The sequence below is a fragment of the Tenacibaculum maritimum NCIMB 2154 genome, from assembly GCF_900119795.1.
Taxonomy (GTDB): Bacteria; Bacteroidota; Bacteroidia; order Flavobacteriales; family Flavobacteriaceae; genus Polaribacter; species Polaribacter maritimus.
Map to the genome: position 1 here is coordinate 2,086,108 of NZ_LT634361.1, position 26,178 is coordinate 2,112,285.

General features: G+C 34.7%; 17 protein-coding genes, 2 tRNA genes and 3 rRNA genes. 3 read left to right on the forward strand and 19 right to left on the reverse strand.

Going from position 1 to position 26,178, the window contains the following annotated elements; translation table 11 throughout:
• Window positions 1-6: 6 nt before the first annotated feature.
• From MARIT_RS09290 to MARIT_RS09340, 11 genes are all read right to left on the reverse strand, one after another.
• A complete protein-coding gene (locus MARIT_RS09290) occupies window positions 7-333 on the reverse strand; it encodes a hypothetical protein (RefSeq protein WP_100211359.1) in 327 nt (108 codons plus the stop codon).
• Between the two features lie 83 nt (window positions 334-416).
• Window positions 417-1,247, reverse strand: coding sequence for a hypothetical protein (locus tag MARIT_RS09295; RefSeq protein WP_100211360.1), 831 nt, complete (start codon window positions 1,245-1,247; stop codon window positions 417-419).
• On the reverse strand, window positions 1,238-1,645 hold the full coding sequence (locus tag MARIT_RS09300; protein ID WP_197706274.1) for a hypothetical protein: 408 nt from the start codon (window positions 1,643-1,645) through the stop codon (window positions 1,238-1,240). The genes MARIT_RS09295 and MARIT_RS09300 overlap by 10 nt, the downstream gene beginning before the upstream one ends.
• 238 nt (window positions 1,646-1,883) lie before the next feature.
• Window positions 1,884-2,819 carry a hypothetical protein gene (locus MARIT_RS09305; RefSeq protein WP_157926236.1) on the reverse strand — a complete coding sequence of 312 codons (936 nt, stop codon included), beginning with the start codon at window positions 2,817-2,819 and terminating at the stop codon, window positions 1,884-1,886.
• A 4-nt stretch (window positions 2,820-2,823) separates the two neighbouring features.
• Window positions 2,824-4,188 carry a glycoside hydrolase family 24 protein gene (locus MARIT_RS09310; protein ID WP_100211362.1) on the reverse strand — a complete coding sequence of 455 codons (1,365 nt, stop codon included), beginning with the start codon at window positions 4,186-4,188 and terminating at the stop codon, window positions 2,824-2,826.
• A 67-nt stretch (window positions 4,189-4,255) separates the two neighbouring features.
• Window positions 4,256-5,077 (reverse strand): hypothetical protein, encoded by an 822-nt coding sequence (locus MARIT_RS09315; protein WP_100211363.1) that lies wholly within the window; start codon window positions 5,075-5,077, stop codon window positions 4,256-4,258.
• Window positions 5,078-6,490 carry a hypothetical protein gene (locus MARIT_RS09320; protein ID WP_100211364.1) on the reverse strand — a complete coding sequence of 471 codons (1,413 nt, stop codon included), beginning with the start codon at window positions 6,488-6,490 and terminating at the stop codon, window positions 5,078-5,080.
• A gap of 66 nt (window positions 6,491-6,556) precedes the next feature.
• Window positions 6,557-7,573 carry a hypothetical protein gene (locus MARIT_RS09325; protein ID WP_100211365.1) on the reverse strand — a complete coding sequence of 339 codons (1,017 nt, stop codon included), beginning with the start codon at window positions 7,571-7,573 and terminating at the stop codon, window positions 6,557-6,559.
• Window positions 7,574-7,582: 9 nt separating this feature from the next.
• Complete coding sequence (locus MARIT_RS09330) at window positions 7,583-11,533, reverse strand: SH3 domain-containing protein (protein WP_100211366.1); 3,951 nt, start codon at window positions 11,531-11,533, stop codon at window positions 7,583-7,585.
• An 11-nt stretch (window positions 11,534-11,544) separates the two neighbouring features.
• Window positions 11,545-12,027, reverse strand: a complete 483-nt coding sequence (locus tag MARIT_RS09335; RefSeq protein WP_024740000.1) for a PAAR domain-containing protein — start codon at window positions 12,025-12,027, stop codon at window positions 11,545-11,547.
• Window positions 12,028-12,033: 6 nt separating this feature from the next.
• Entirely contained in the window at window positions 12,034-13,824 is a 1,791-nt protein-coding gene (locus MARIT_RS09340) for a type VI secretion system Vgr family protein (protein ID WP_084339836.1), read from the reverse strand.
• A 582-nt stretch (window positions 13,825-14,406) separates the two neighbouring features.
• Here MARIT_RS09340 and MARIT_RS09345 point away from each other — a divergent pair.
• Together MARIT_RS09345 and MARIT_RS09350 are read left to right on the forward strand one after the other, a co-directional pair.
• Window positions 14,407-15,306, forward strand: coding sequence for a TIGR01777 family oxidoreductase (locus MARIT_RS09345; RefSeq protein ID WP_100211367.1), 900 nt, complete (start codon window positions 14,407-14,409; stop codon window positions 15,304-15,306).
• Window positions 15,303-15,980, forward strand: coding sequence for a GNAT family N-acetyltransferase (locus MARIT_RS09350; protein WP_100211368.1), 678 nt, complete (start codon window positions 15,303-15,305; stop codon window positions 15,978-15,980). The genes MARIT_RS09345 and MARIT_RS09350 overlap by 4 nt, the downstream gene beginning before the upstream one ends.
• 46 nt (window positions 15,981-16,026) lie before the next feature.
• On the opposite strand, the gene MARIT_RS09355 is transcribed toward MARIT_RS09350, so the two are convergent.
• Window positions 16,027-17,331, reverse strand: a complete 1,305-nt coding sequence (locus MARIT_RS09355) for a dihydrolipoamide acetyltransferase family protein (RefSeq protein WP_100211369.1) — start codon at window positions 17,329-17,331, stop codon at window positions 16,027-16,029.
• A gap of 334 nt (window positions 17,332-17,665) precedes the next feature.
• On the opposite strand from MARIT_RS09355, the gene MARIT_RS09360 reads away from it, so the two are divergent.
• The gene (locus MARIT_RS09360; RefSeq protein WP_231975134.1) at window positions 17,666-17,893 is read left to right on the forward strand and encodes a transposase; all 228 of its coding nucleotides are present in this window, start codon (window positions 17,666-17,668) and stop codon (window positions 17,891-17,893) included.
• A gap of 446 nt (window positions 17,894-18,339) precedes the next feature.
• On the opposite strand, the gene rrf is transcribed toward MARIT_RS09360, so the two are convergent.
• The 7 genes from rrf to MARIT_RS09395 all read right to left on the reverse strand — a co-directional run bounded on the left by rrf (window position 18,340) and on the right by MARIT_RS09395 (window position 26,159).
• A 5S ribosomal RNA gene (gene rrf, locus MARIT_RS09365) occupies window positions 18,340-18,448 on the reverse strand.
• A gap of 106 nt (window positions 18,449-18,554) precedes the next feature.
• A 23S ribosomal RNA gene (locus MARIT_RS09370) occupies window positions 18,555-21,433 on the reverse strand.
• A gap of 159 nt (window positions 21,434-21,592) precedes the next feature.
• A tRNA-Ala gene (locus MARIT_RS09375) sits at window positions 21,593-21,666 on the reverse strand.
• 91 nt (window positions 21,667-21,757) lie between these two features.
• Window positions 21,758-21,831 (reverse strand) — tRNA-Ile (locus MARIT_RS09380).
• Between the two features lie 126 nt (window positions 21,832-21,957).
• A 16S ribosomal RNA gene (locus MARIT_RS09385) occupies window positions 21,958-23,477 on the reverse strand.
• Together the 16S, 23S and 5S rRNA genes with 2 tRNA genes alongside form the textbook arrangement of a ribosomal RNA operon.
• Before the next feature lie 600 nt (window positions 23,478-24,077).
• Entirely contained in the window at window positions 24,078-24,803 is a 726-nt protein-coding gene (locus tag MARIT_RS09390) for a DUF4294 domain-containing protein (RefSeq protein WP_100211371.1), read from the reverse strand.
• A gap of 102 nt (window positions 24,804-24,905) precedes the next feature.
• Window positions 24,906-26,159, reverse strand: coding sequence for an aminotransferase class I/II-fold pyridoxal phosphate-dependent enzyme (locus tag MARIT_RS09395; RefSeq protein WP_100211372.1), 1,254 nt, complete (start codon window positions 26,157-26,159; stop codon window positions 24,906-24,908).
• Between the last annotated feature and the right edge of the window lie 19 nt (window positions 26,160-26,178).

Here is a 26,178-nt window from a genome sequence, read left to right on the forward strand (position 1 = left end):
AAAAGTTTAATTCCTGCGCACTTGTGCGACTGTATAAGTTTTTTTACCATCTGGATGTTTTCCTTGTATTAGTTGTTCTGATTCTTTTATAAATAATCTGTTTGTCTCTTTTGTACCTTTTGATAAATGTTTAGTTCCGACATCAAAATACCTGTAATATTTATTTCCATTTTCACAACCTTTACCAACAATCACTAGAAAGTGTTCAGTTGTTTTATCCGAATTATACTTTTCATTTCTACCGTCATCTAACCCCACAATAATAGGTTTTTTATTATCTAGTTGTTGATCTAAATATTTTATTCCTAATTCAAAATCTAATACTTTTAACACTGAACTATCCTTTTGACTAGCTGTAATTATTGGATTTATATTTTTTCCTGAACTAGCAGGTGGTTTCGTGTAGCAGAGTATTTTTATTCTTCTTCTTTTAGCTTAATCTCTTTACCATCTTCAATAAGAGGACTGGTAGCATAAAAATCATCTCCTTTTTTGTATATTTTCATTAAAGGCTTGCTTCTATCTCCTGTAAATTCATTTATTCCTGTATTCTTCTTATAATGAAGTTCCACTCCTTTTTGAGACTTTTTTTGTAAACATTCATATTCAAATGAATCATTACGAGAATCCATGTTAATAACAACAATATCATTATCAATGTATTCTATTCTGTACTTTAGAGCATCCATTGGATCATCTGGCTTTGTTCGATATTTAAAAAGATAATAAGTAAATTCATCTTCGTTTATAGAATTATTTTTGTTAAAGTCCGTAGGAATTGTGTATTGATCATTAGTAAGCTCTGTTATTATACATGAATTACCTCTTGAAACAATTTTAACGTCAGTAAGTACTTCTTTATTCATATTGATAAATGAAACTCTATAAATATCTATTTTTTTGGTTTTTAAAACTTTTAATGTATTTAAATCAAATTTGCCATAATCTTGAGCGTCAATAATTGCATTATAATCTAATTTATTGAGAACATTAATTAATTCCTCAGATAAATATTCCCTAAATACACATGTATTAGTATACTCATTCAAATCTCTCAAATACTTTGTGTAAAAGCTTTTTATAAAATCAATTTGATCAGTTTTAGAAAACTGATCTTTCAATTCCTTTTTTACAATTGAAGTATCGTCGGAATGCCCATTATCATTTTTTTGATTGCCTTTACATGAAATTATGAAAAACGCAAAAAAAGAAATAACTAAAAGTTTAAAATCTGTATTTATTCCCATCGGTAAGTTTTATAATTTGGTTCTGCTTTCCTGTAGGCTCTACCAGGATAAAAATAGTTCTGAATAAAATCAGAAACCCAGTTTTTACCATTATACATCTGTATATGACCAGCTTTGTGCCCTGAAAAAGATTCTATAACAACTATATCTCCTTTTTTATAATCTCCATTAGACACTTCTATAAATCCTTTATGAAGTAAAAATGGGCCATAATTACACGCATAATTAGGCCTTTGTTCAATTTCAGTTGCTCCCCATGTTTTCATTCCTCCATTTTCTAATGCCCATCTAACATATTTAGCACATTTACCTACAGCTGTATCATTAGCTCCTGCTCTTTTATTTAATCCTTCAATTGCTTTATTTAAATCAAGCCCTTCCTTTTTATTTTCTATCAATTCTTGCGCTTCAGGCTCTTTAATTCCAAACTTTTTTAAAAACCCAGGTTCTAAATGTAAATCTGATTGTCCTGCTAACTCTTCCCCAAGATATTTATCATACGCTTCCCATTGCTTTACCCTAGCGTTATGTATAGCGTCTTTTATTTCTCCCTTATCAGTAAGATCTATACACTTAGTACATGAACAATCTTTGTCACAAGTGCAGTTACTAGACGTATTGGTGTCTGTGTACTAATTAATCGCATTTTTCAAGAATCATAGGAGACTCTATACCGTCCTCATTCTCACCTTGATTAAATATTATTTTTCGATAATCTCTTTTCTTTTTCTCTTTATTATAAACACCGTACCAATATAATTTAGCTTTATTATTAGTATCAAAACCAAAATGACCTATAATACTATCTTTAGAATATTTATTCCAATCAACAAATTTCGTTTTAGAGGCATCTGGATGCAATTTTAAAACCAAGCTATTTTCTGTTAATTTATAAGCACATGGTATAAAAAAATCTTCTTGATCAAAAGGCATAAAGAAAGCTCCTTTTTGCTCTGGATCTATTGATAAAGTCGCATAATACTCTCTTAAATTTTCACAATCTATAAACCAACTTCCTGAAGCTTTTGTAATACTTACATTTGAATCAAAACTTATTTTAGGCTGTTTTATAGACTTATACTTAACTAAATCTTTTTTTGATTTATCAAATAAAACAATGCTCTCAAGAAAATCGGGGTTTTCTGAAAACCTTAAAGTATTGTCACTCTTACTATATTTAAAATACAAATCTCTTTGAACTCCACTTGGATAAGATATCTTTACCTTTATCTTGTCTGAAAGAGTTTCTGTTTTTAATACATTATAATCTACCCACTCTACAGGATCTAAGTGTTTTATTTTTGTTTTATCAAACATAAACACACGATGATTCATATCGAAGGTAAAGTCTTGATATACATAATAATACTCGTTATTCACCTTTAATACTTCAAAAAAAGTTTTACCTATCAAATTTTCATATGAAAAAGGGTTCTTAGTAGTCTGATTTTGATCTATAACTAAAGCTGTTTTCTGATTTACAAAATCACGGTTCTCTTTGTTCTTTGAATCTGTATTTTCCTTCTTACATGAAATCAATAAAAACAGACTAAGAAAAAAATAAACTTTCATATATTTAAATTTTATAATTTTTTCTAACCTGTGTCATTATATACCTTTTACCTCTAGAGTTAGACACAAATCTATTACTTTCCACACTAAAATAATAATCTCCTTTACCTCCATTATATGTACCTACATCCCAGTAATTATACACAATTTCACCTTCTAAAATACTCCTCCCAATAATTAAAACATAATGATCTGTAGTGTCTTCATTTATTTTTCCAAACTTTCTGTATTTAAATGTATGATCAACACCGACCATAATAAGATTTCCTTTTTCTAACTCACTATCAACAAATACAATAGATTCTTTAAATTTATCTTCATAATAAACAAAATCGTCTCTACTAGTATTTTCTTCTGCTAACTGATAGTAACATCCTTTTTTCTTTCTTAAAGGTGAAGGGGAAGAAGATCCTCCTTCTGGTTTTAAACCAAGCTGCGCTAAAATTGCTCTACAAGTATCATTACAACTAGGCCCTCCTCCTTGTTCATGAAATACTACTTTTTCTCTTAAATCTATAGCTTTTTTACCTAATGAACTCGTCCCTGTATAGAGTTCATTGGACTTAGCAGTAATGCCTAATTCTTTTAAAAAACCTTCTTTTAAATATAACGGTGATTTACCTTCTAGCTCTTCTAAATAATATTTTCTATACCTTTCCGCAACATCTCTTCTAGATTTAACACCTTGACCGTGTTGAGAAGGGGGTAAACTTGCCCACTCATTACTTGCGTAATCCTTACACGCTTTTAATATTTCTTTATCTTCTATTATTAAGTCCAAGATACCTTTTCTATAATGTTTTAGAATTATAACTGCTAATTTATCCTGAGATTCTGGTGAAAAATCAGGTATATTGTATTTTTTAATTAAATCCCTAGATTCTTTATAATCATCAGAAGCAACATAATATGTTTGCCCTTTTAGATTTTTCTTTTTAATTAATTTATACCCTGATAATCTTTTATGGGTAAACCCCATAATTTGATACGCTCCTGCCGCAGAAGAAGTATATTTACCTGCTGTAATTTTATTATCAGGATGTGTGCTATAATCATTAAAGGTTTCATGACTATATAATGTTTTATATCCTAAATCTCCACTTTTTTCTGTTCCTTCTGCCCATTGTATAACTCTTAAAAATGCTCTTACTCTAGCTTCACATTTACACTCTCCATTCCCCTGCGGGAACATAAGCCTCATTTGATTAACAAAGCCAATAGGATGAAAATGATATACCATATCTGTATTTGGAAACTTCCTTACGGGTTGCTTCTCCTGCTTTGAGCAAGCTCTTGTTGCTGGAGCAACTTGTTTCTTTTTTACAATAAAAAGTAAAAAGAAACTTACTAAAACAATACGCTCTTCCATTTTTCATCAAACTCAGAACCAAAATTTATATCAATCCCACTAAGTCAGGAGACTTCGCGCAACTGGATTAATTCTTTTTTAAAACCCTAAATTCTCCTTTTCTATCAATTAAAGAAGTAGCAATGTATTCGTTATCTTTAATAATAAGCTTTAATAACAACTCTTCATCAGGCTCTTGGCTGTAAATAAATAAACAACCTTCTTTTTCTATTGCATAACTTTTTTTGTATCTAACATATTGATAACCATAGCTTTTTAAATTAACTGAATCTAACGAAATATATAAATCGTAATGTTTACCTTCTCTCCAATCTTCATCCTCTTTAGCGTCTGAAAATTTATAAAACCCTTCCCATTTTTTGGTAAAGCTACTTTCTTTCGATGTAAGATCATCTTCCTTATAATTATCCGAACCATTACAAACAATATCGTAAGGCTTTGCATTAAATATTTGCCCCTTAAAAATTGTCCATTTAACTAAGCTTCGATCGTAATCAAGAATTTCTACTTTAAATACATTTCCATAATTACAGTTTTCTTCGATTGTTATTTCTAAAGTTTTTGAATCAAGTTGCTTTACATTTTCGATTTTACATTTTGAAGGTTCAACTCCATTGTATTCATGAAAATACCCATCTTTAATTGTAATGCTTCTAGCATACTCATGACAAGGAGTTTCATCTGCTAAATCAACCCATCTCTTTGAAGAAATAAACTTTTCAAATTCTTCTTGTTTAGAAAAATACTCTTTACCTGTTGTAAGGTTTTTATTCTCATAAACTAAATCATTGTTAACTTTACTCTCTGAATTTGCATTATTAGTCTGTTGTTTTCTATAACAACTAGTTATAACAATACTTAAACCTATTAAATATAATACTTTTCTCATTTAGTTTTTTCTTACTTGACTTACTGTATATTCTTTCCCTTTATTGTGTGCAGGAGATCCTTTTAAAGAATAATCATCTCCTAAAAACAACTTATTACTAGCATGTTGTCCATAATGCAACCAACTAGTACCAACTTCGTAAAACCTATAATATGTTTTATTGTCTTCACAGCCTCTGCCAACTATAACAACATAATGATCTGTAGTTCCTGGATCTCCCAGATCAGGATTTGCATTAATTATTTTTCCATTATGCCTATAATTTACTGTATGATCTAAACCAACCAATACAGGATTTCCTTTTTCTAACTGACTGTCGATATATTCAACACCTTCTTTTGTTTTAGCGGTTAATTTTAACTCAGTATGCTTGTCATCCTCCAAAGCAGTCATAATCATCCCTGTTTTATAACCAGAGGTTTTACCAAGTCCTGCACTCATCAATAATTTTTGAGAAGTTCTCCAACAACCGTCTGTTTGCATTTTCCCATTCTTTTTTTCACTTTTATTAAATTGAGATATCCAAACAACCTTATCTGTTAAATCAATACATTTATGTTCACAAGCGCAAGGCTTACAATCATTTGAAGTATTGGTCTCAGGAATTCCTTTATCATACCATTCTTGTATGGCTTCAGCTATTTCCCAAATATACGTTTTTCCTCCAACTTTGCCATGTCTTTCATAAACTTTTCCTTTACTATTTTTTTTAAACTTATCTTCTTCTCTATGAAAAGTAGGGTTTTTATGGTAAGCACTTTTTTTATCTCCAATGGCATCGTCATCAAAAACAATATAGTCTGGTTCATTTCCACGCCCTACAGCTGTAGGCCACAAAATAGCTAAATAAAAATCTGCTAATGTTTTTAGTTTACCTTTATGCCGAGATAAAAAACATTCCACATAGCATAATTGATCTTCGGCAGTCATGTTCTTTAAATCTCTCTTTGTAATTTTTGCTTTATATATAAAGTAATTCTTATTTAGTTCTTTAATTGCAAGATTACCAAATTGAATCAATCCTACATATCCGATACCATCTGCATCCTTTGCAAGACCATTATCAATACTAGGATTAAATTTCCCACCAGTCTCCAGTGCCATTGCAGCCATCAAATGATTCGGATCACATTCAAGGCGTTTAGATATTTGAACTACTCGTTTTCTAAATTCACAAGAAACTTTTTTACCCCAAACGAGTTCTGGACAATCTCCGTTTCCACCTTCCCCTGAAATAAGCCTCATTTGATTAACAAAGCCAATAGGATGAAAATGATATACCATATCTGTATTTGGAAACTTCCTTACGGGTTGCTTCTCCTGCTTTGAGCGAGCTCTTGTTGCTGGAGCAACTTGTTTCTTTTTTACAATAAAAAGTAAAAAGAAACTTACTAAAACAATACGCTCTTCCATTTTAATTGACTAGAAATAGGTAGTCCAACTATATTATTACTTATTTGTACCTGAGAGATGCTCACGCTAGAGGGAGGAGCGAGTAGATATTGTGTTTTCGTTATTATAAATTTCATCATAGAATTTTTCCGTATCAATTGTCTTTATATTATAATACAACCCTTTAAGTTCATATTTGGTCGTTTCTCCTTCATCATAGGATTCAGCATAAGCTTTAAACATTTTTAAAGTTTCTAGATTGTTATCATAATACCAAAATGTTTCGACAAAACTTCTATTATCATCTAAATTCTTTATTTTTATAATACTATTCTCTTCTACTTCTATGTAATGATAAGAGGTTTGAAAGCTAGGGTTCTCAAATTTTAATGTTTTTCCATTTTCTAAGTGTATTTTAAAATATTCCTTATCATCACCTTCAAAATTAGCATGCTTAATTGAGATAGGTTTACTTTTTGATAATTCTAAGTCGCTTTTATTATTTAAGGAATTCTTTTTCTCTGAACTGACTATAGTTACATTACTATATAGTTTTTTATTAGCTATTTTATGTTCAAAGGAATATTCTTTCCATATTGATTTAAGTCCATTTGAAAAAGAAGAAGGAATGTCACTACTTATATCTGTTATTTTGCCCTGAGGATTATTTAATGTTAATTCGTCAAATTTATTTACCCCAATACCATATACAAAATATCTTCTATACTGTTTGGTATCAAATAAAATAGCTTTTAGACTCTTTGGTAATTGTTCTGTTTTGTTTAAATAACGATGAAATAAGTATACAACCTCAGGATAAGAGTCGTTATTTAGATCAATTATTTTAAAAGAACCTTTAATATAATCAATACTACAGGAAGTTTCATTGTTATTAGAATCTTCTTTAGGTATAGATTCTTTTAAAGAATCTATCAAATCATTACCTTGATACAATTCGAACGATATTATATTGCCCTTATCGATAATTTTCATAGTAAGCTCCTCCTCACTAGTTAAAGACCGTGCCTCTATTTTCTTTATCTTTCCTTTACATGAGCTCAACAAAAGAACTAATATAAATATAACTGCTAATTTTCTAACCATTTTAAATATCTATCTAAGTGAAGAATAAGTTTCGGAAGGATTGTTTATATCTATAACAGGTAGATTTTCTTCTTCCCACTCTGTTTTGACAATAAATCCTTTAGGCTTCATATAAAAAGCTATTTTATCAGATGGATAAGAAGAGAAACAAACGCTTTCATCACCACCAACCTTCAAATTACCTATTACACCATTTTGGTTTCCTCCAAGTAATACTATTTTTCCTTTACTGTTTTTACCAACAACAAAACCAACATGACTACCTGAATAAACTGCTAACGCACCTAAAAATGGTTTTTTGTGATCTTCACCTTCTTTCCAGCCTCCAATGGTTTTTCTATCTGCATTTAGATATTTATTATTAGCAGGCCCCCACTCAAAAGCTCTAACTTGTATTCCCGTTTCATTTTTATATGAAGGATTTCCATTTAGATAGCAATAATTTACAAAGGCAGCACACCAAGGTACTTCTGACTTTAAGCCTTTAGAAGTTGTTGAATTGAAATATGATTTTTCAATACGATCACTTAAATTTTTCTCCTCTTCTATATAACCTAAATGTGTGTTATACTCTACAAATGCAACTTTAAGCCATGGTGGGACTGCTTGTAAGTTATCAGTACTTGATTTAGAGAAATTATTAATACAATCCAATTCATAGCGGAATATACTTTTTAAAACTTGATAATATTTAGCCCTTTTCTCTATTCCCTTTTTACCTCCATTAATAACCTTTGAGATAATTCTTTGTTTAGAATCTGCCTCAAGTGAATGATCTAAAAGACTTTTCTTTTTATAAATTTTGTTTACCCAGAACCAACCTGCTGAATCCATCGCATATTTAATATCATCAGAGATATGTTTTTCATAATTATTACTGCGCAATTCGAGTTCTGCATCAGTTTTTCCTTTTAATATACCTTCTGAATTTTTAGCTGCATATTTTAAATATTTGATTTGAGTATTACGCCAAGTTAGCTGCATAAAACCTCGTCCCTTATATTTTGGACCATCACCAATTACAGTATTTCCATTATCTTTGGCTTCGGGATGTCCCCCATTTGGGTTATAATAGTTTCCTGTATCAAATTCCAAACCAGTAGTAAATCTTGCTGATTCATGATATATTTGAGTTAAAAAATGTATTTTCTGAATACATTGATTGATACCATATTTTCTAGCAGTTTTATTGAATTCTTCTGTTAATCTTTCAAATGTTTTATCTTCATTTGAAATAGCACAATTATCGTGATTTAGAATAGTTCCTCCACCTAATCCTTCATTTTTTCTAAGCCTTTTAACAATACGTGTAAAATCTTCTACAGCAAAATCCTTATTACAATAACATTCTCCTTCTTCCCCAAAAATGAGTTTCATTTGATTAACAAAGCCAATAGGATGAAAATGATATACCATATCTGTATTTGGAAACTTCCTTACGGGTTGCTTCTCCTGCTTTGAGCGAGCTCTTCTTGCTGGAGCAACTTGTTTCTTTTTTACAGAATCCTTTTTGGGAGCTTGCTTTTTTAATGCTTCCTTTTTTGCTATTTCCTCATCACTATCAAACACATTAAAACAAGTAGCTCCTTCCGTAGAAGAACTAGTTAATAAAGACAAAGGCTGCATTTTTAAATCTGCTCCCAATACCCTTACCTCTTTATGTGCTCCATAAGGCAAGGCGGACGCTTCTTTCCAAAACATCAACTTACTCACTTGCTCCTTTATAGCAGCTAACTTTTCTTCCTTTAATTCTTCCAACTTTTGAGTATCTTCTCCTAAGTCTCTTTGATATCCTATATAATAATTGTAAAAACCTTCTACCTCCTTTGCAATCTCTTCTGGAGTATAAGACCATTCTATCTTATGCTTACAAACCATCTTTGAAATCTTTTCTTGTGTTTCCAAAAGGGCATATGCTGCCTCCAATTCAAAGAAATCCAAAACATCGTCTTCCAGTACCCCTAATTTTCGCCACATTGTTTCTACAAACCTACTTTCAGTTGTGCTAGCTTCTCGTAAATCTTTGATATCGTACATATATTCCTTTCCTCCATCAACCAATTCAAAACCAAAACGCTCCCAATGATATCCATTAAAAGCTTTCTTTTCCAACCCTTTTGCTGGAATCCAACCTTCTTGCTTATAAGAATCATTTCCTATGGTATAGCTACAGCGAACTTTTAAGTACTTTTTCTTTTTTACCATACATTCTTTAGCTCCACGAAGATCTACAACTACTTCTTTATACAGCTCCTCCTCTTCATCTTTTTTTGACACTTCCAAATATGCTGTGTCTATAAAACGATTCAATAAAACTTTTTGATTTTTTGCTATAGGTACTTTTACTGCTTTACAAACTTTTACCTTTTTTTGCACGGTTCGGTCTTGAGTAACAATATAATCCAAAAGCCCTTCAAATACATTTAGCCTTTTAGGCACCTCTCTTACTTCTTCCTTTTCTTCATAAACAACATTCTTGCTCAGAGCATCCAAAGGCACCCAATAGCCCTTCTTTCCTCCTTCTTTTGGATAATACTTTACCTTACGCTGTACTTTGCTATTTCTTAATCCGTGACAAAATAACTTACTCTCTCCTTCTATCAGTAGCCCGTCAAACCGTTTATTAATATTTTCAAAATTTAAAATATGGTAGCCTCGTATCCTATTATACCCCCTCATTTTACCATCAGCACTACTTTTATTAGGCGTATATAAGTCCCTTTTATCCACAATTTTATCCACAAACTTAGGTACATTTATTTTTGCATAGTTTCCTCTTATTTCCACGATTTTTACAGGCAAATTCTTTTCTAATTTGACAGAAACAGAAAGCTTTTCTTTTAATTTCGTTCCTTCTGGTAAAGTTATAAAATTTTTACCTGTTACCGTAGCTCCAAAAGTATTTTTTAAAAAATCTTCCACTCCTTCTGTCATAAAAACATCCAATTGTGATGCGCAGTACCACGGAGTGTTTTCACCATGCATGGCTCCTGTATATCCTATATAAACACCTGATTCAACAGGAATATCGCTTGCCGTAATAGCATTTTTTGTAAACGCTTTAGTGTTTAAAATTTTTCGTTTTTCAAAATTTCCTTTATGACTAACCCCTTCATAGCCTTTGATACGGTACCAGTTCCCTTCTTTTTTTACGATCTCTACTGTTTCATTATAAGGTATAATAGCTGTAATTGCTTTTCCTGGTGCCTCTCTTACCCTAGCTCCTTTGTCTGTTGGAAAATCTTCTTTAGTATTGATCCGATATCCTTCTCCTTCTTTTTTTACCTTTCCTTTTTTAGTATAAATATAAATATCATCGTAAATGGTTCCTGTTTCATCTTCATAAACGACCCGTGTATAACTATTTTCTGTTACAAAATTTCCTGCAGTATCTTTATATTTTTGAACAATCGTTCCATAAGGTATGATTACCTTAACCCCTGAAGCCCCTCTTTGTACTTTTCCAGCTGCATTTAAAACCCTTCCATTCAATCCTGCTTTCTTAAAACTACTATCGTACCTTTCCTTTTTAATCACTTTCAATTCCTCTTTACTAATAAAGTCAGGAAAAGGCAACCCTAATTTTTCTTGCTCTTTTAAAGGCATTAAATGATTATATAAACTATAAAAGGTTACTTGTTTTTTTTCTACTTTATCCGTCTCTTCTTTCGTTTGAACTTCTTTTGTCAATTCTAAATCATGTTGCATTAAAATAAAGCTATTTGAGTAAGTGTACTTTTTTTTACTTGCTTTTTGGGTTCCCTTTAACACTTCATATTTTTCCTGTAACCGATATGCTATTATCCTTCCTTTTGCTATAGTTTGTATTGCTTTTTTAGCCCCTTCTAAATGAATCCCTCCGTGCCAAGTATTGAAATGACTTATCAAATATTTTCCGTATGAATTCGTAAATTTTAAATCTTCTTTGCTTCCATTTTTTTCTGGATATCCTATTTTCATAACTTTTTCATCTATAAACTCAAACTAAAGTTACCTAAGTGACCTTCGTTTAAAAATGCTCTTTTAATTTTCTCTTGCTCTTTTTTAGCCGCTGTTATTTTTTCGCCATTTCCTGAAACCGCAGCCAGCACCTTGGTTCCAAAACCTATTTTAGGAAATGGAATTTCTTCTATTGCTTTGATCGCTTTTGGTGCCTGAGTTCCTGTTCCTATCAACACCGTAGTATTTCCTTCACTCACAACCCCTCCATGAGCTGTTTTATCTCCTTGTGTTACCGCAGGTTTGCCACCTATCAGAACTGTTGAGCACCCTTCTACAATGGTATCTGGAGGGCCTTGGCAACTACATTTATCCCCCATAACAGCCGCTGGCTTATTTCCTATTAATACGGTAGGTACTCCTTGTCCTATAATCCCTCCTCCTTTATGCGCTTTACTACCACTATACATAGGGCAAGTATGCTCGTGTCCTATTGTTGCTGCTTTTCCTGGCATTTTTTACTAATTTATTTTTACAATTCCTCCTGATATCTCTGTGATGCTATCACCATTAACTTTAGCTGTATTTCCTTGTAAAGAAACCTCCGAACTGCCTTCCAATGAAGTAGCTACTGCCTTTAAAGTAGCCTTATTAGAAGCCTCCATCTGTAAGTTACTGCTACTTTTTATACTTGTATTTTCAGTTGATTGCAATTTTAATGCAGTATTTGCCATCATTACAGTATCTATTTCTGATACACTTTCAATATTTTCTTGCGCATGGAATCGTATATTTTCGGTAGCCGCTATTTTGATATTTTTAGCCGCTAACTCTAAATTTTCTGTAGCTTGTATATAAAGAGATTTCTTTTTAGTGTCAAAAGTGATAATGCTTCCGCCATTATCATAAATATGGATCTTTTCCTTTCCTTTAGTATCATCTAGTTCTATGGTATGTCCACTACGCGTTTTTAAACTTTTTACACTATTCTTCTTTTTTCCTCCCCCAGCACTATCAGAGTGATGTAAACTTCCTAAAACAAACGGACGATTAGGATCATTATGGTGGAAACCAATAAGTACTTGATCTCCTTCCTCTGGAATAAACACATATCCTCTATTCTTTTCTACCACATTGCTATTTCCCGCATCTGGTGCCAGTACTTGAATCCAATTAGTAGTCATTTCATTTTCTTGCCATAACATTTTTACTTTTACCCTCCCTTGTTCTAACGGATCTTCATGATCTACTACAATAGCCCTTTGCGTACCTGCTATTGCTGGTGTAATTTTCGGCTCAGGCAAATACCTACTATTTGCAGCAATAGCTTTAAATTCATTTTCATATTCTCTTCCTTGCCCTTCTGTATGCGTAATCTCTGTAATCAAATAACTATCACCAACATGTTTTTCTTTACTAGTTAACCGAATAACGCTACCTATTTCCAATCCTACAAATTTACTCTTCGCCTCCAATACATCAAACTCACTTAAAATGCTTTCCGTTTTCCCTAATAAATAACGATCCATTTCATATTTATCTCCCAATACCGTTTCAGGCATGCCTAATGTTTTCTTTGGATATAATTTCATGGCTGCATTCAACGCATATTCAGAAATAGCACTAGTTACCTTGTCATTTTTAGCAGGAGTTTCTAACATTTTATTTTCCCTATAACTAAAGTCGTATGCCCTTTGAGATACCGCAGCAGTTTTAGTCGCTATTTTTACTTCATAAACCTCTTTATTATATTCTAAATCAATGCAACTCTTTCCTTCTTTAGGTTTTCCAAACACAATATATTCTCCCTCATAATAAAACCATTCATGGTACTGCTTTGCCAAACGTTGCAAATACCTAAAATCACTTTCATTATACTGACATTGATAAGGTATGGGAAAATCTGTTTCTGGTGCAATCATTCCTCTCATACCCGATTCCTCTAAAATACTTTTCACTATTTGCGGCATCGCTTTATCCGTCCAAGACTTTAACCTATCTCCTGACTCTAATAAAATTGTTTTAGAATAGCCTTTCAGCAATGTATGTCCATACTCTCCTTTTGACATTTCAAAATCCATTGCAGTAATCCTTCCTAAAAAGTCGTATTTTTCTATTTCAATATAAATCGATTTACCAATATATTCCTTAGAACTAAAAATATCCGTTCCTTTTGTAAGGAGAAATATCTCATTATCTAATGCCACTTCAAAAGTATGATGCGCATTTATTTTCTGTACTAATTTTAAACTTACATAGCGATCTATAGACACGCCGTCTATAGAAATTCGACAAGGATTTCTCTTTAACATATTTCTCTTTTTTATAACTTTTATCTATTCTTTTTTCAATGCGCTGCCTTTTTCTTCTTTCAAAAGATATTAGGGTACCACTACATATTTTGTAAACGCAATTTAATTTACCTGCTCTCTAGCTAGAATGCCATAAACAGTCCCCAAATATAACTTTTTTTCCTTAATTTGCCAATAGAATACATTTTTTTTTATTTTTTCAGCCACCTCAATACAAACACTTCAATATATACTCATAACAATTTTCTTTACACAAAAAGTTGCTATCGCAAACAAATGCCTGTAAAATATTTCTAACTGGTACTTTCCTTTTTTATAAATTAAACAAAATTCTATTACTTCATTTTGTTTGTTATAAAACACATGGCTGCCATCATGTAAAACTCTCTCCAAAAATAATACCCTTTCCTTTATACAAATTGCTACAATAAAATACCACTATTATTTATATTTCTTTTTACCAAGAAAGCTACTAAAAACAGTTATTATCTTGATGGTCTCAAAAGGCAATTCGTCTTAATTTATATAAAGCCCAAACTTTTACACTTTCTTTTGTAATTTAGTTGCTTTAAACTCTCGTAAATGAATAAAATTCTTATTACTGGCGGAAAAGGACTCATAGGAAGCCATTTATGTAAAAAGTTGGAAAAAGCAGGCTATCAAATAGCTATTTTAACAAGAACTCCTGTTCATAAAAATGAATATAAATGGGATGTCAATCAACAATATATCGATCCGGAAGCTTTAAAAAACACCACGCATATAATTCACTTAGCTGGTGAAGGAATAGCTAATGAACGATGGACAAAAATCAGGAAGCAAAAGATTAGAGATAGCCGAATAACATCAATACACTTATTGCTGCATAAAGTCAAAGAGTTACAAATACCCTTACAAGCCTTTGTTTCTGCATCTGCTATAGGGTATTACGGAGCTGTTACTGCTGATACTATTTTTAAAGAAAGTGATGCACCTGCCACTGATTTTATAGGAACTACTTGTAAACAATGGGAAGATAGTGCACTACAATTCTTAAATGAAAATATTCCTACTACCATTTTAAGAACAGGAATCGTATTAACAAAGCAAGGAGGAGCCCTAGAAAAAATGAATACTCCATTTTTTTTGGCTACGCTAGGAAGTGGCCAGCAATACATGCCTTGGATTCATATTGACGATTTGTGCAACTTATATCTCAAAGCCATCCAATCTGATCGTTTTACAGGTATTTTTAATGCTATAGCTCCAGAACATCATACCAATCGTACTTTTACTAAAGCCCTCTCTCAAATAACTAACAAAAGTATTTTTCCTTTTGCCATTCCTTCTTTACTATTTAAAATAGCTTTTGGTGAAATGAGTCTTCTTCTTCTACAAGGAAGTAGGGTTTCTTCTGAAAAAGTAGCTAGCTCTTACACTTTCAAATTCCCTAACTTACCAATGGCATTGACTGATATTTATTCAAAAAAGCAACCACTATGACCGCTACATTAAAAAATCCTGTTTGGTATTCGCTTTGCGAAACGCATAAAAAACATACCATCGATTATGATGGAGTAAAATTTTACAATCCAAAAATTTCCTCTTTTGGTGCCTTTTTAAGGCATGATTATGATCCAAAAGCCCTCAACGAATACGCAAAACTTGCAGGAGATTTCTTTTTAGTTAGCGAAAAAGAAACACCTTCCTTTGACGCCTCTTTCGTACAACTAAACAAAAAAATGGAAGGCTGTCAAATGGTATTAAATAAATTTGTTGATTGTGAAATCACAGAAGAAATAACCGTTCTTACAGAAAAACACCTTCAAGAGATTTACAATTTAGTGTGGTTAGTAATGCCTGGTTATTACAAAAAACATACTTTTTATATGGGAGCATATTTCGGTATTTTTAAAGACCAAAAGTTAGTTGCTATAACAGGGCAACGTATGCAAACAAATTCTTTTATTGAGGTGAGTTCTGTAGTGACGCATCCTGAGTACACTCGTAAAGGCTTTGCTAAACAGCTAGTAGCCCATACCACCAAAGAAATCTTAAAAGCCCAAAAAACGCCCATTTTACATACTACTAAAGGAAATAGCGCTATTAAGCTGTATGAAAACTTAGGGTACAACATCACCAGAGATATGAATTGGTGGTATTTTAGAAAAAAATAAAGCGAGGAAAAAACCTCGCTTTATATCTAATATTTTACATTAAAGATTAGAAATCTTGGTTCACATCCCAAGCTTCTAATAATTCTTTAAATGTTTTAATAAACATTCCTCCTAAAGCACCATTTACCACTCTATGATCATATGAATGAGAAACAATCATCTTATGGCGAATTCCTATAAAGTCGCCATCTGGTGTTTCTATTACCGCAGGCTTTTTTACAATTGCTCCTAAAGCCAATATAGCTACCTCCGGCTGGTTAATGATTGGTGTTCCTGTAATACTTCCAAAACTACCTACATTAGTTACCGTGTAAGTTCCTCCTTGAATATCGTCTGGTTTTAATTTATTAGCTCTTGCTCTCTTTGCCAAATCATTAACTGCCTTTGTGATTCCTACCAAACTTAGCTGGTCTGCATTTTTAATAACAGGCACTATTAAATTTCCATCAGGCAACGCCGCTGCCATTCCTAAATTAATATGCTTCTTTTTTATAATGCGATCTCCATCTACAGAAATATTAATCAAAGGGTGCTTCTTAATTGTAGAAGCTACTGCCTGCATCAAAATTGGCGTAAAAGTCAATTTCTCACCTTCCCTTTTCAAAAAGGCATCTTTTACCTTATTTCTCCATTTTACAATATTGGTGACATCTATTTCTATAAAAGACTGTACATGAGCAGATGTTTGTATGGAAGCTACCATATGCTTAGAAATTAATTTCCCCATACGACTCATTTCTATAATCTCGTCCTCTCCACTTACTGAAATTGGAGTTGCTTTTTCTACTACCTTCACTTCTTTTTTAGTAGGAACTACTTTAGCTTCTAAATTCCCTCTATCAGCTACATACAAAAGAATATCAGCTTTCGTTACTCGTCCATCTTTTCCTGTTCCTATAATCCCTTCCAATTCTTCTTTTGAAATACCCTCAGTTTGTGCAATACTTTTTACTAACGGCGAATAAAACTTATCTGTATCACTATAAGCTTCCTTTACTGTTATAGTTGTACCAATCTCTTTAGCTTCTGCAACTGTTTTTTCAATAGCCGCTACTTCTTTTGGTGCCTCTTCTTTGCTAACTTTCTTTTCCTCAGAAACATGTTCTCCTCCCGCTGTTTCAATAATAGCTATTGTTTCTCCTACTTGAACAACCGCATCTTTATCAAATAAAATTTCGACTAAGGTTCCTTCTACCTCACTTGGCACTTCAGAATCTACTTTATCAGTAGCTATTTCTACCACAGCATCATCAAGTTCTACCGTATCCCCTACCTCTTTTAACCAAGATGTAATTGTTGCTTCTACAACACTCTCGCCCATTTTAGGCAATTTAAGTTCAAATCTAGCCATTGTGTGTCTTTTTTATTGTTCGCGAAATTAGTAAAAATCTTCTATTTTTTTGCTTTTTTAACTATAAAATATATAAACTCTCGCGATATTTTGATACATTTTTAACAATAAAAAGTATTAAACACACTTTTTTCTATAATCAAATCTTTTTTTTAGCTTAAAAAATTATCAAATTAACAAAACATCTTCCTAAGATTCTTAAAACTTCTCTAAAAAGGAATTCTTTCCCTTTTTATTTACAGATAGAACTTCGTATTCCACGTGATCGTTTAGGTCTGTTTCAACCTATCGTCTTGGCGTTGAGGAAGATTATACAAGAGAGGTCATTGGCATTGTGAACATCCCCTCTGAATCAGCCTCTGGTTGGAAAGAAGTATTAACATCTATAAAACAACGTGGTCTTCAAAAAATAGAATTAGATACCATAACTCCATTAGTTTTTAAAAATGCTGCACATCAAAAATGTGTCGTTCATTTAAAGAGGAATATTTTAAACAGAGTGGCTTCAAAACATAAAGAACAAGTTGTTGAGGATTTAAAAGGAAGTCTTTATTTAATCTAGACCTATCAAAAAACAATATTAAAACAGCATTTAAGAGCCTTAAACTGTTTCTGATAAATGGTCAGGGCACTAGAAACATATGGAAAAAATAAGCCTTAACTTGATGAATGAACTCTATTTTACATACACAAATTGGATAGAACCTTTAAATAAAGAGTTTAGGCATACTTTTAAAATTAGAAACTCAATGCCTAACTATGGATAAAGAAGATACTTATTTTAAATACCCTATTTATAATTTTAAATTTCTATCAAAATTAAACATTTCAAATCTTATAAGTCGAGATGAGACAGATACACTAAGTTGGACACTACCAGCCTTTATAAACCTTTAATATAATACAAAGGAGGTTAGCTAACTTAAAAAGCCCTTATATCTAGTATATTCCTTTTGGAAATAAATTCCATAAAAAAAGCTCTTAGTTTTTTAACTAAGAGCTTTAAAAGCAAGGCAACGACCTACTCTCCCACCTGTGGCAGTACCATCGGCGCTAATGGGCTTAACTTCTCTGTTCGGAATGGTAAGAGGTGAGCCCCATCGCTATAATCACCTTAAATCGTTCAGTATATTCCAACTGTAAAAGTTAACATATTAGTAAAAAAATATCCTAATCAAATCATTATAACGAGTCTATCCTCCCCTCACATGGAGGGGAAGACCATACATAAGCCTATGGGTTATTAGTACTACTCGGCTATGACATTACTGCCTTTACACCTATAGCCTATCAACGTTGTAATCTCCAACGACCCTTTAAAGAAATCTCATCTTGTAGTGGGTTTCGCGCTTATATGCTTTCAGCGCTTATCCCTTCCCGACGTAGCTACCCAGCAGTGCTCCTGGCGGAACAACTGGTACACTAGAGGTCAGTCCAACTCGGTCCTCTCGTACTAGAGTCAGATCTACGCAAATTTCTAACGCCCACAGCAGATAGAGACCGAACTGTCTCACGACGTTCTGAACCCAGCTCGCGTGCCACTTTAATGGGCGAACAGCCCAACCCTTGGGACCTTCTCCAGCCCCAGGATGTGACGAGCCGACATCGAGGTGCCAAACCCCCCCGTCGATGTGAGCTCTTGGGGGAGATCAGCCTGTTATCCCCGGAGTACCTTTTATCCTTTGAGCGATGGCCCTTCCATGCGGAACCACCGGATCACTATGCTCTACTTTCGTACCTGATCGACCTGTATGTCTCTCAGTCAAGCTCCCTTATGCCATTGCACTCTTCGCACGGTTACCAAGCGTGCTGAGGGAACCTTTAGAAGCCTCCGTTACTCTTTTGGAGGCGACCACCCCAGTCAAACTACCCACCAAGCACTGTCCTCATTGCTGAGTTAGAATCTAGATAAGCAAAGGGTGGTATTTCAACGATGACTCCACAACCCCTAGCGAGGCCGCTTCTTTGTCTCCCACCTATCCTACACATTACTTATCCAAACACAATACTAAGCTATAGTAAAGGTTCACGGGGTCTTTTCGTCCCGCTGCGGGTAATCGGCATCTTCACCGATACTACAATTTCACCGAGCTCATGGCTGAGACAGTGTCCAGATCGTTGCACCATTCGTGCAGGTCGGAACTTACCCGACAAGGAATTTCGCTACCTTAGGACCGTTATAGTTACGGCCGCCGTTTACTGGGGCTTCATTTCATTGCTTCGCAAATGCTAACAACTCCACTTAACCTTCCAGCACCGGGCAGGTGTCAGGCCTTATACATCATCTTTCAATTTAGCAAAGCCCTGTGTTTTTGATAAACAGTCGCCTGGACCTTTTCACTGCGGCCCTCATTACTGAGGGCGACCCTTCTCCCGAAGTTACGGGTCTATTTTGCCTAGTTCCTTAGCCATGAATCTCTCGAGCACCTTAGAATTCTCATCCCAACTACCTGTGTCGGTTTACGGTACGGGTTCTTATAATCTGAAGCTTAGAGGTTTTTCTTGGAAGCCCTTAGGCACACTATCAACGCATCCGAAGACTTGTTGTACTTTCACATCTCAGCTAGATCCACGGTTTTTCCTATGGGTCCAATACCTAAATGTTTCAACGAACTATTCCGTCAGTTCGCGGTGCTTTCATCACTCCGTCACCCCATCGCAATTATAACAAGTACAGGAATATTAACCTGTTGTCCATCGACTACTCCATTCGGATTCGCCTTAGGTCCCGACTAACCCTCAGCTGATTAGCATCGCTGAGGAAACCTTAGTCTTTCGGTGAGGGGGGTTCTCGCCCCCTTTATCGTTACTTATGCCTACATTTTCTTTTCTATACGCTCCACGCTATCTTACAATTATGCTTCTACGCATATAGAATGCTCCCCTACCACTTTATATATTATATAAAATCCATAGCTTCGGTAATATACTTATGCCCGATTATTATCCATGCAGAACCGCTCGACTAGTGAGCTGTTACGCACTCTTTAAATGAATGGCTGCTTCCAAGCCAACATCCTAGCTGTCTAAGCAGTTCCACCTCGTTTATTCAACTTAGTATATATTTGGGGACCTTAGCTGATGGTCTGGGTTCTTTCCCTCTCGGACATGGACCTTAGCACCCATGCCCTCACTGCTGAAAAACATTTTATAGCATTCGGAGTTTGTCAGGAATTGGTAGGCGGTGAAGCCCCCGCATCCAATCAGTAGCTCTACCTCTATAAAACTTTTATTCAACGCTGCACCTAAATGCATTTCGGGGAGTACGAGCTATTTCCGAGTTTGATTGGCCTTTCACCCCTACCCACAGGTCATCCAAAGACTTTTCAACGTCAACTGGTTCGGTCCTCCACTATGTGTTACCACAGCTTCAACCTGCCCATGGGTAGATCACTCGGTTTCGCGTCTACTACTACTAACTATGCGCCCTATTCAGACTCGCTTTCGCTTCGGCTCCGTATCTGAAATACTTAACCTTGCTAGAAACAGTAACTCGTAGGCTCATTATGCAAAAGGCACGCCGTCACACAGTTAATGTGCTCCGACCGCTTGTAGGCGTACGGTTTCAGGTTCTCTTTCACTCCCTTACTTAGGGTTCTTTTCACCTTTCCCTCACGGTACTAGTTCACTATCGGTCTCTCAGGAGTATTTAGCCTTACCGGATGGTCCCGGCAGATTCATACAGGATTACTCGTGTCCCGCACTACTCAGGATACCACTATAATTATTAATCTTACCTATACAGGACTATCACCTTCTTTGGTTAGTCTTTCCAAACTATTCTAATTCAATTAATAATCAATATTGTGGTCCTACAACCCCATTATTGCCGTAACAACAATGGTTTGGGCTAATCCGCGTTCGCTCGCCACTACTAACGGAATCACTTTTGTTTTCTCTTCCTCCGGTTACTTAGATGTTTCAGTTCACCGGGTTTACCCCTATTGCTAGGTGACATGTCTTCAACATGACGGGTTGCCCCATTCGGATATTTGCGGATCTTAAAATATGTGCTTCTCCCCGCAACTTTTCGCAGCTTATCACGTCCTTCATCGTCTCTGAGAGCCTAGGCATCCGCCATACGCCCTTATTTAGCTTATTGTTCTTTTGCTCTAGTGATTACACTAGAACGAGCTCTTTATATTTATTTATTTTTTTATAAAAATATCTTGTTAATCTTAAGATTAACACTCTATCTTGATTCTTTACGATATCATTTTACCAATATGTCAATGAACGTTTTCAGATTTACATCTGATTGTGGAGAATATCGGAGTCGAACCGATGACCTCTTGCGTGCAAGGCAAGCGCTCTAGCCAGCTGAGCTAATCCCCCATATGAAATTTAGATTATAAAATCCTCAATCTTGTAATGTTGAATCCTCTAACTTCCAGAATTTCCTTTTTTTTTCTAAGTCTTAATTTTGTAGTCTCGGGCAGACTCGAACTGCCGACCTCTACATTATCAGTGTAGCGCTCTAACCAGCTGAGCTACGAGACTGTCTAAGACAGCTTAAGCATATAAATACACTTAAATCATTCTCTTTTTTTTTAAGATCTTAGTCTATATTTTAAAATTAACAGCAAAGAGTAAAACTTCCTTTTGTAACTCACCATCTTTCTCTAGAAAGGAGGTGTTCCAGCCGCACCTTCCGGTACGGCTACCTTGTTACGACTTAGCCCTAGTTACCAGTTTTACCCTAGGCGGCTCCTTGCGGTGACCGACTTCAGGCACCCCCAGCTTCCATGGCTTGACGGGCGGTGTGTACAAGGCCCGGGAACGTATTCACCGGATCATGGCTGATATCCGATTACTAGCGATTCCAGCTTCACGGAGTCGAGTTGCAGACTCCGATCCGAACTGTGATATGGTTTGTAGATTCGCTCTCTGTTGCCAGATGGCTGCTCATTGTCCATACCATTGTAGCACGTGTGTAGCCCAGGACGTAAGGGCCGTGATGATTTGACGTCATCCCCACCTTCCTCGCGGTTTGCACCGGCAGTCTCGCTAGAGTCCTCAGCTTTACCTGCTAGCAACTAACAATAGGGGTTGCGCTCGTTATAGGACTTAACCTGACACCTCACGGCACGAGCTGACGACAACCATGCAGCACCTTGTGAAATGTCCGAAGAAAAAGCTATCTCTAGCCCTGTCATTCCACATTTAAGCCCTGGTAAGGTTCCTCGCGTATCATCGAATTAAACCACATGCTCCACCGCTTGTGCGGGCCCCCGTCAATTCCTTTGAGTTTCAATCTTGCGATCGTACTCCCCAGGTGGGACACTTATCACTTTCGCTTAGTCACTGAGACATTTCCCAACAACTAGTGTCCATCGTTTACGGCGTGGACTACCAGGGTATCTAATCCTGTTCGCTCCCCACGCTTTCGTCCATGAGCGTCAGTAAATACGTAGTAGACTGCCTTCGCAATCGGTATTCTATGTAATATCTATGCATTTCACCGCTACACTACATATTCTATCTACTTCCGTATTACTCAAGTCAACCAGTATCAAAGGCAGTTCCATAGTTAAGCTATGGGATTTCACCTCTGACTTAATCGACCGCCTGCGGACCCTTTAAACCCAATGATTCCGGATAACGCTCGGACCCTCCGTATTACCGCGGCTGCTGGCACGGAGTTAGCCGGTCCTTATTCTTACAGTACCGTCAAATACCTACTCGTAGGTACGTTTCTTCCTGTATAAAAGCAGTTTACAACCCATAGGGCAGTCTTCCTGCACGCGGCATGGCTGGGTCAGAGTTGCCTCCATTGCCCAATATTCCTCACTGCTGCCTCCCGTAGGAGTCTGGTCCGTGTCTCAGTACCAGTGTGGGGGATCTCCCTCTCAGGACCCCTACCTATCGTTGCCATGGTAAGCCGTTACCTTACCATCTAGCTAATAGGACGCATAGTCATCTTCTACCGATAAATCTTTAACTTTAAAACGATGCCATTCCAAAGTGTTATGAGGTATTAATCTTCATTTCTAAAGGCTATCCCTCTGTAGAAGGCAGATTCTATACGCGTTACGCACCCGTGCGCCGGTCGTCATCTGTAGCAAGCTACAATGTTACCCCTCGACTTGCATGTGTTAAGCCTGCCGCTAGCGTTCATCCTGAGCCAGGATCAAACTCTTCATTGTATAATCTTTAATATTATGAATGAATAAGTTTCAAAAGAATTACTTTATTATATAAAGTGGTTATTCTACTCTTTGTTTACGCTGTCAATTTCAATATTTTCAATGAACTTATTATTCTAATCTTTATGCAAACTAAAATAATCTCTTGTAGAAATGTTAGACTCGAACTAACTGATTTTTTTATTTAAAATCTTCCAAATTTTCTTGAACGCTACTCTCTTTTAGAAAGCGGTTGCAAATGTATAACCTTTTTTAAAACTGACAAACTTTTTTTTGAAAAAGTTTTTTTTTGAATTTTAAAAGCTAAAAAATCAACTCCTCGTTATTAAACAAGCGCAAATATAAAACTTTTAAATCTCTCGAAACAAACGTTTTTTAACTTTTATTTAAACATCTACAAGCCCAATCTCTCAATGATCTTTACTAACTTTGCTTATTTGCCCGTTAGCGGCTGCAAATATAGAAACTATTTATACAATAACAAGCCTTTTTTTGCCCTTTTTTATGCAATACAACGCAACTTCATAGAAAACAACACCTTATAGAAGCAAAGTTTTTTATTGTTATTTATTCCTATCTTGTAAAAATTACATTTACTAGCTATTTCTTCTTCTTTTTAGAGCGTCTTCTCATCTTTGAAAACATCTCTTTATACGCACTTACGTCTATATTCCCTCTTTTATTCGTCAAAATTTCCATAGGTTTAAAAATCAATTTAGGTTCTTGTTCTTCCAACTTTTCATCTCTAAAAGCTCTTTGCAATATATTTTCTATTAAATAATCTTCATTTACTTGCTCCGGATGATATTCACTTTTTAATGATAGTTTAAATATATTAGCTGTGGTATTATACCAGAATGCTTTCCATCCGCTTCGCAATTGCTTGATATTATCAAAAACCGTTTTTCCTGTTTGACGATGAATCAGTTTAATAAGAATGCGCCCTTCTGTTCTGGTCATTTTCTTTATCTGATCGGTAAATTCACCTTCTACATAATCCTGCACTCTCCTAACATATTTGCTTCTTTTTCTCTTTGATGTGATTCTATCTAATCGGTTATTTAAGCTGTCCAACCTTTGAGAAGCTAACTTTGCATAAGGGTATGCTTTAAATACCTTTCTTTTAAACCAATAATAATATCGTAAATCTTCTTGCGATTTAAATTTATTTCTGGGCAACACCGAAATCTCCTCTAATTGAATCATTAAAGTATCTCCATCTTTCACCAAATAATAATCATCTTTAAAATTTGGCAAGGTATCTTTTATCTGAGCTTTGCTCGATATTGATAGTAACAATACGTATATGTATAAAATATTTTTCATCTGTTCTTTCTTTACAAAAAAGAAGCCAAATATGCTTTGTTTTACATTAAAATAAAAAGACTCATGAATTAATCATGAGCCTTTTTATTAAATTATTTCTTGCTATTCATTCATCATTACTTCTGCTACCTGTTTATAGGTGCCTTTTTCTAATTTTTCTCGAATAGCTGAGAATGCTTGAATTGTTTCATCTACATCTTCTTGTGTATGGCGCGCTGTTGGTATCAATCTTAAAATAATAAATCCTTTTGGTATTACAGGATATACAACTATAGAGCAAAATACTCCGTGATTTTCTCTCAAGTCATGTACCATCGCCATTGCTTCGGGAATATCTCCTTTTAAATATACTGGTGTAATACAAGTTTGAGTAGTTCCTAAATCAAAACCAGCATTTCTCAGACCTGATTGCAATGCTTTTGTAATTTTCCATAAGTTTTCTTTTAACTCTGGCATTGTACGAATCATATCTAAACGCTTTAAAGCACCTTTTACCATTGGCATTGGCAGTGATTTTGCAAACATTTGCGAACGCATATTATACTGTAAATATTGTATTACATCTTCATCTCCAGCAAAAAAAGCACCAATACCAGCCATTGATTTAGCAAAGGTAGCAAAATACACATCAATTCCATCCTGTACTCCTTGTTCAAAACCAGTACCTCTTCCTCCTTCTCCAAGCGTTCCAAAACCATGAGCATCATCTACCAATAAACGGAAGTTGTATTTTTCTTTTAAGGCTACAATTTCTTTTAAGCGACCTTGTTCTCCTCTCATTCCAAAAACACCTTCAGAAACCAATAAGATTCCTCCCCCTGTTTTTTCTGCCATTTTAGTTGCTCTCATCAAGTTTTTCTCACAACTTTCTATATCATTATGACGATATACAAATCGTTTTCCTTGATGTAAGCGAACTCCATCAATAATACAAGCATGTGTGTCCATGTCATATACTATGATATCTTCCTTATTTACTAAAGCATCAATTGCAGAAACCATTCCTTGGTATCCAAAATTTACCAAATAAGAAGCTTGTTTACCTACAAATTCAGCACATTCTCTTTCTAACTGCTCATGATATTTTGTATGCCCAGACATCATTCTGGCACCCATTGGATAAGCCATTCCATCAATTGCAGCAGATTCTCCATCTACCTTTAACACTTCTGGATGGTTTGCCAATCCTAAATAATCATTGATACTCCAAGTAACCACTTTCTTTCCATTAAAAGACATTCTATTAGATATAGGCCCTTCTAACTTAGGAAATACATAATATCCTTCTGCTTTATCTGCCCATTTACCTAACGGTCCTTTATCTCCTTTAATTCTTTCAAATAAATCTTTTACCATTGTTACTTTTATGATTTTT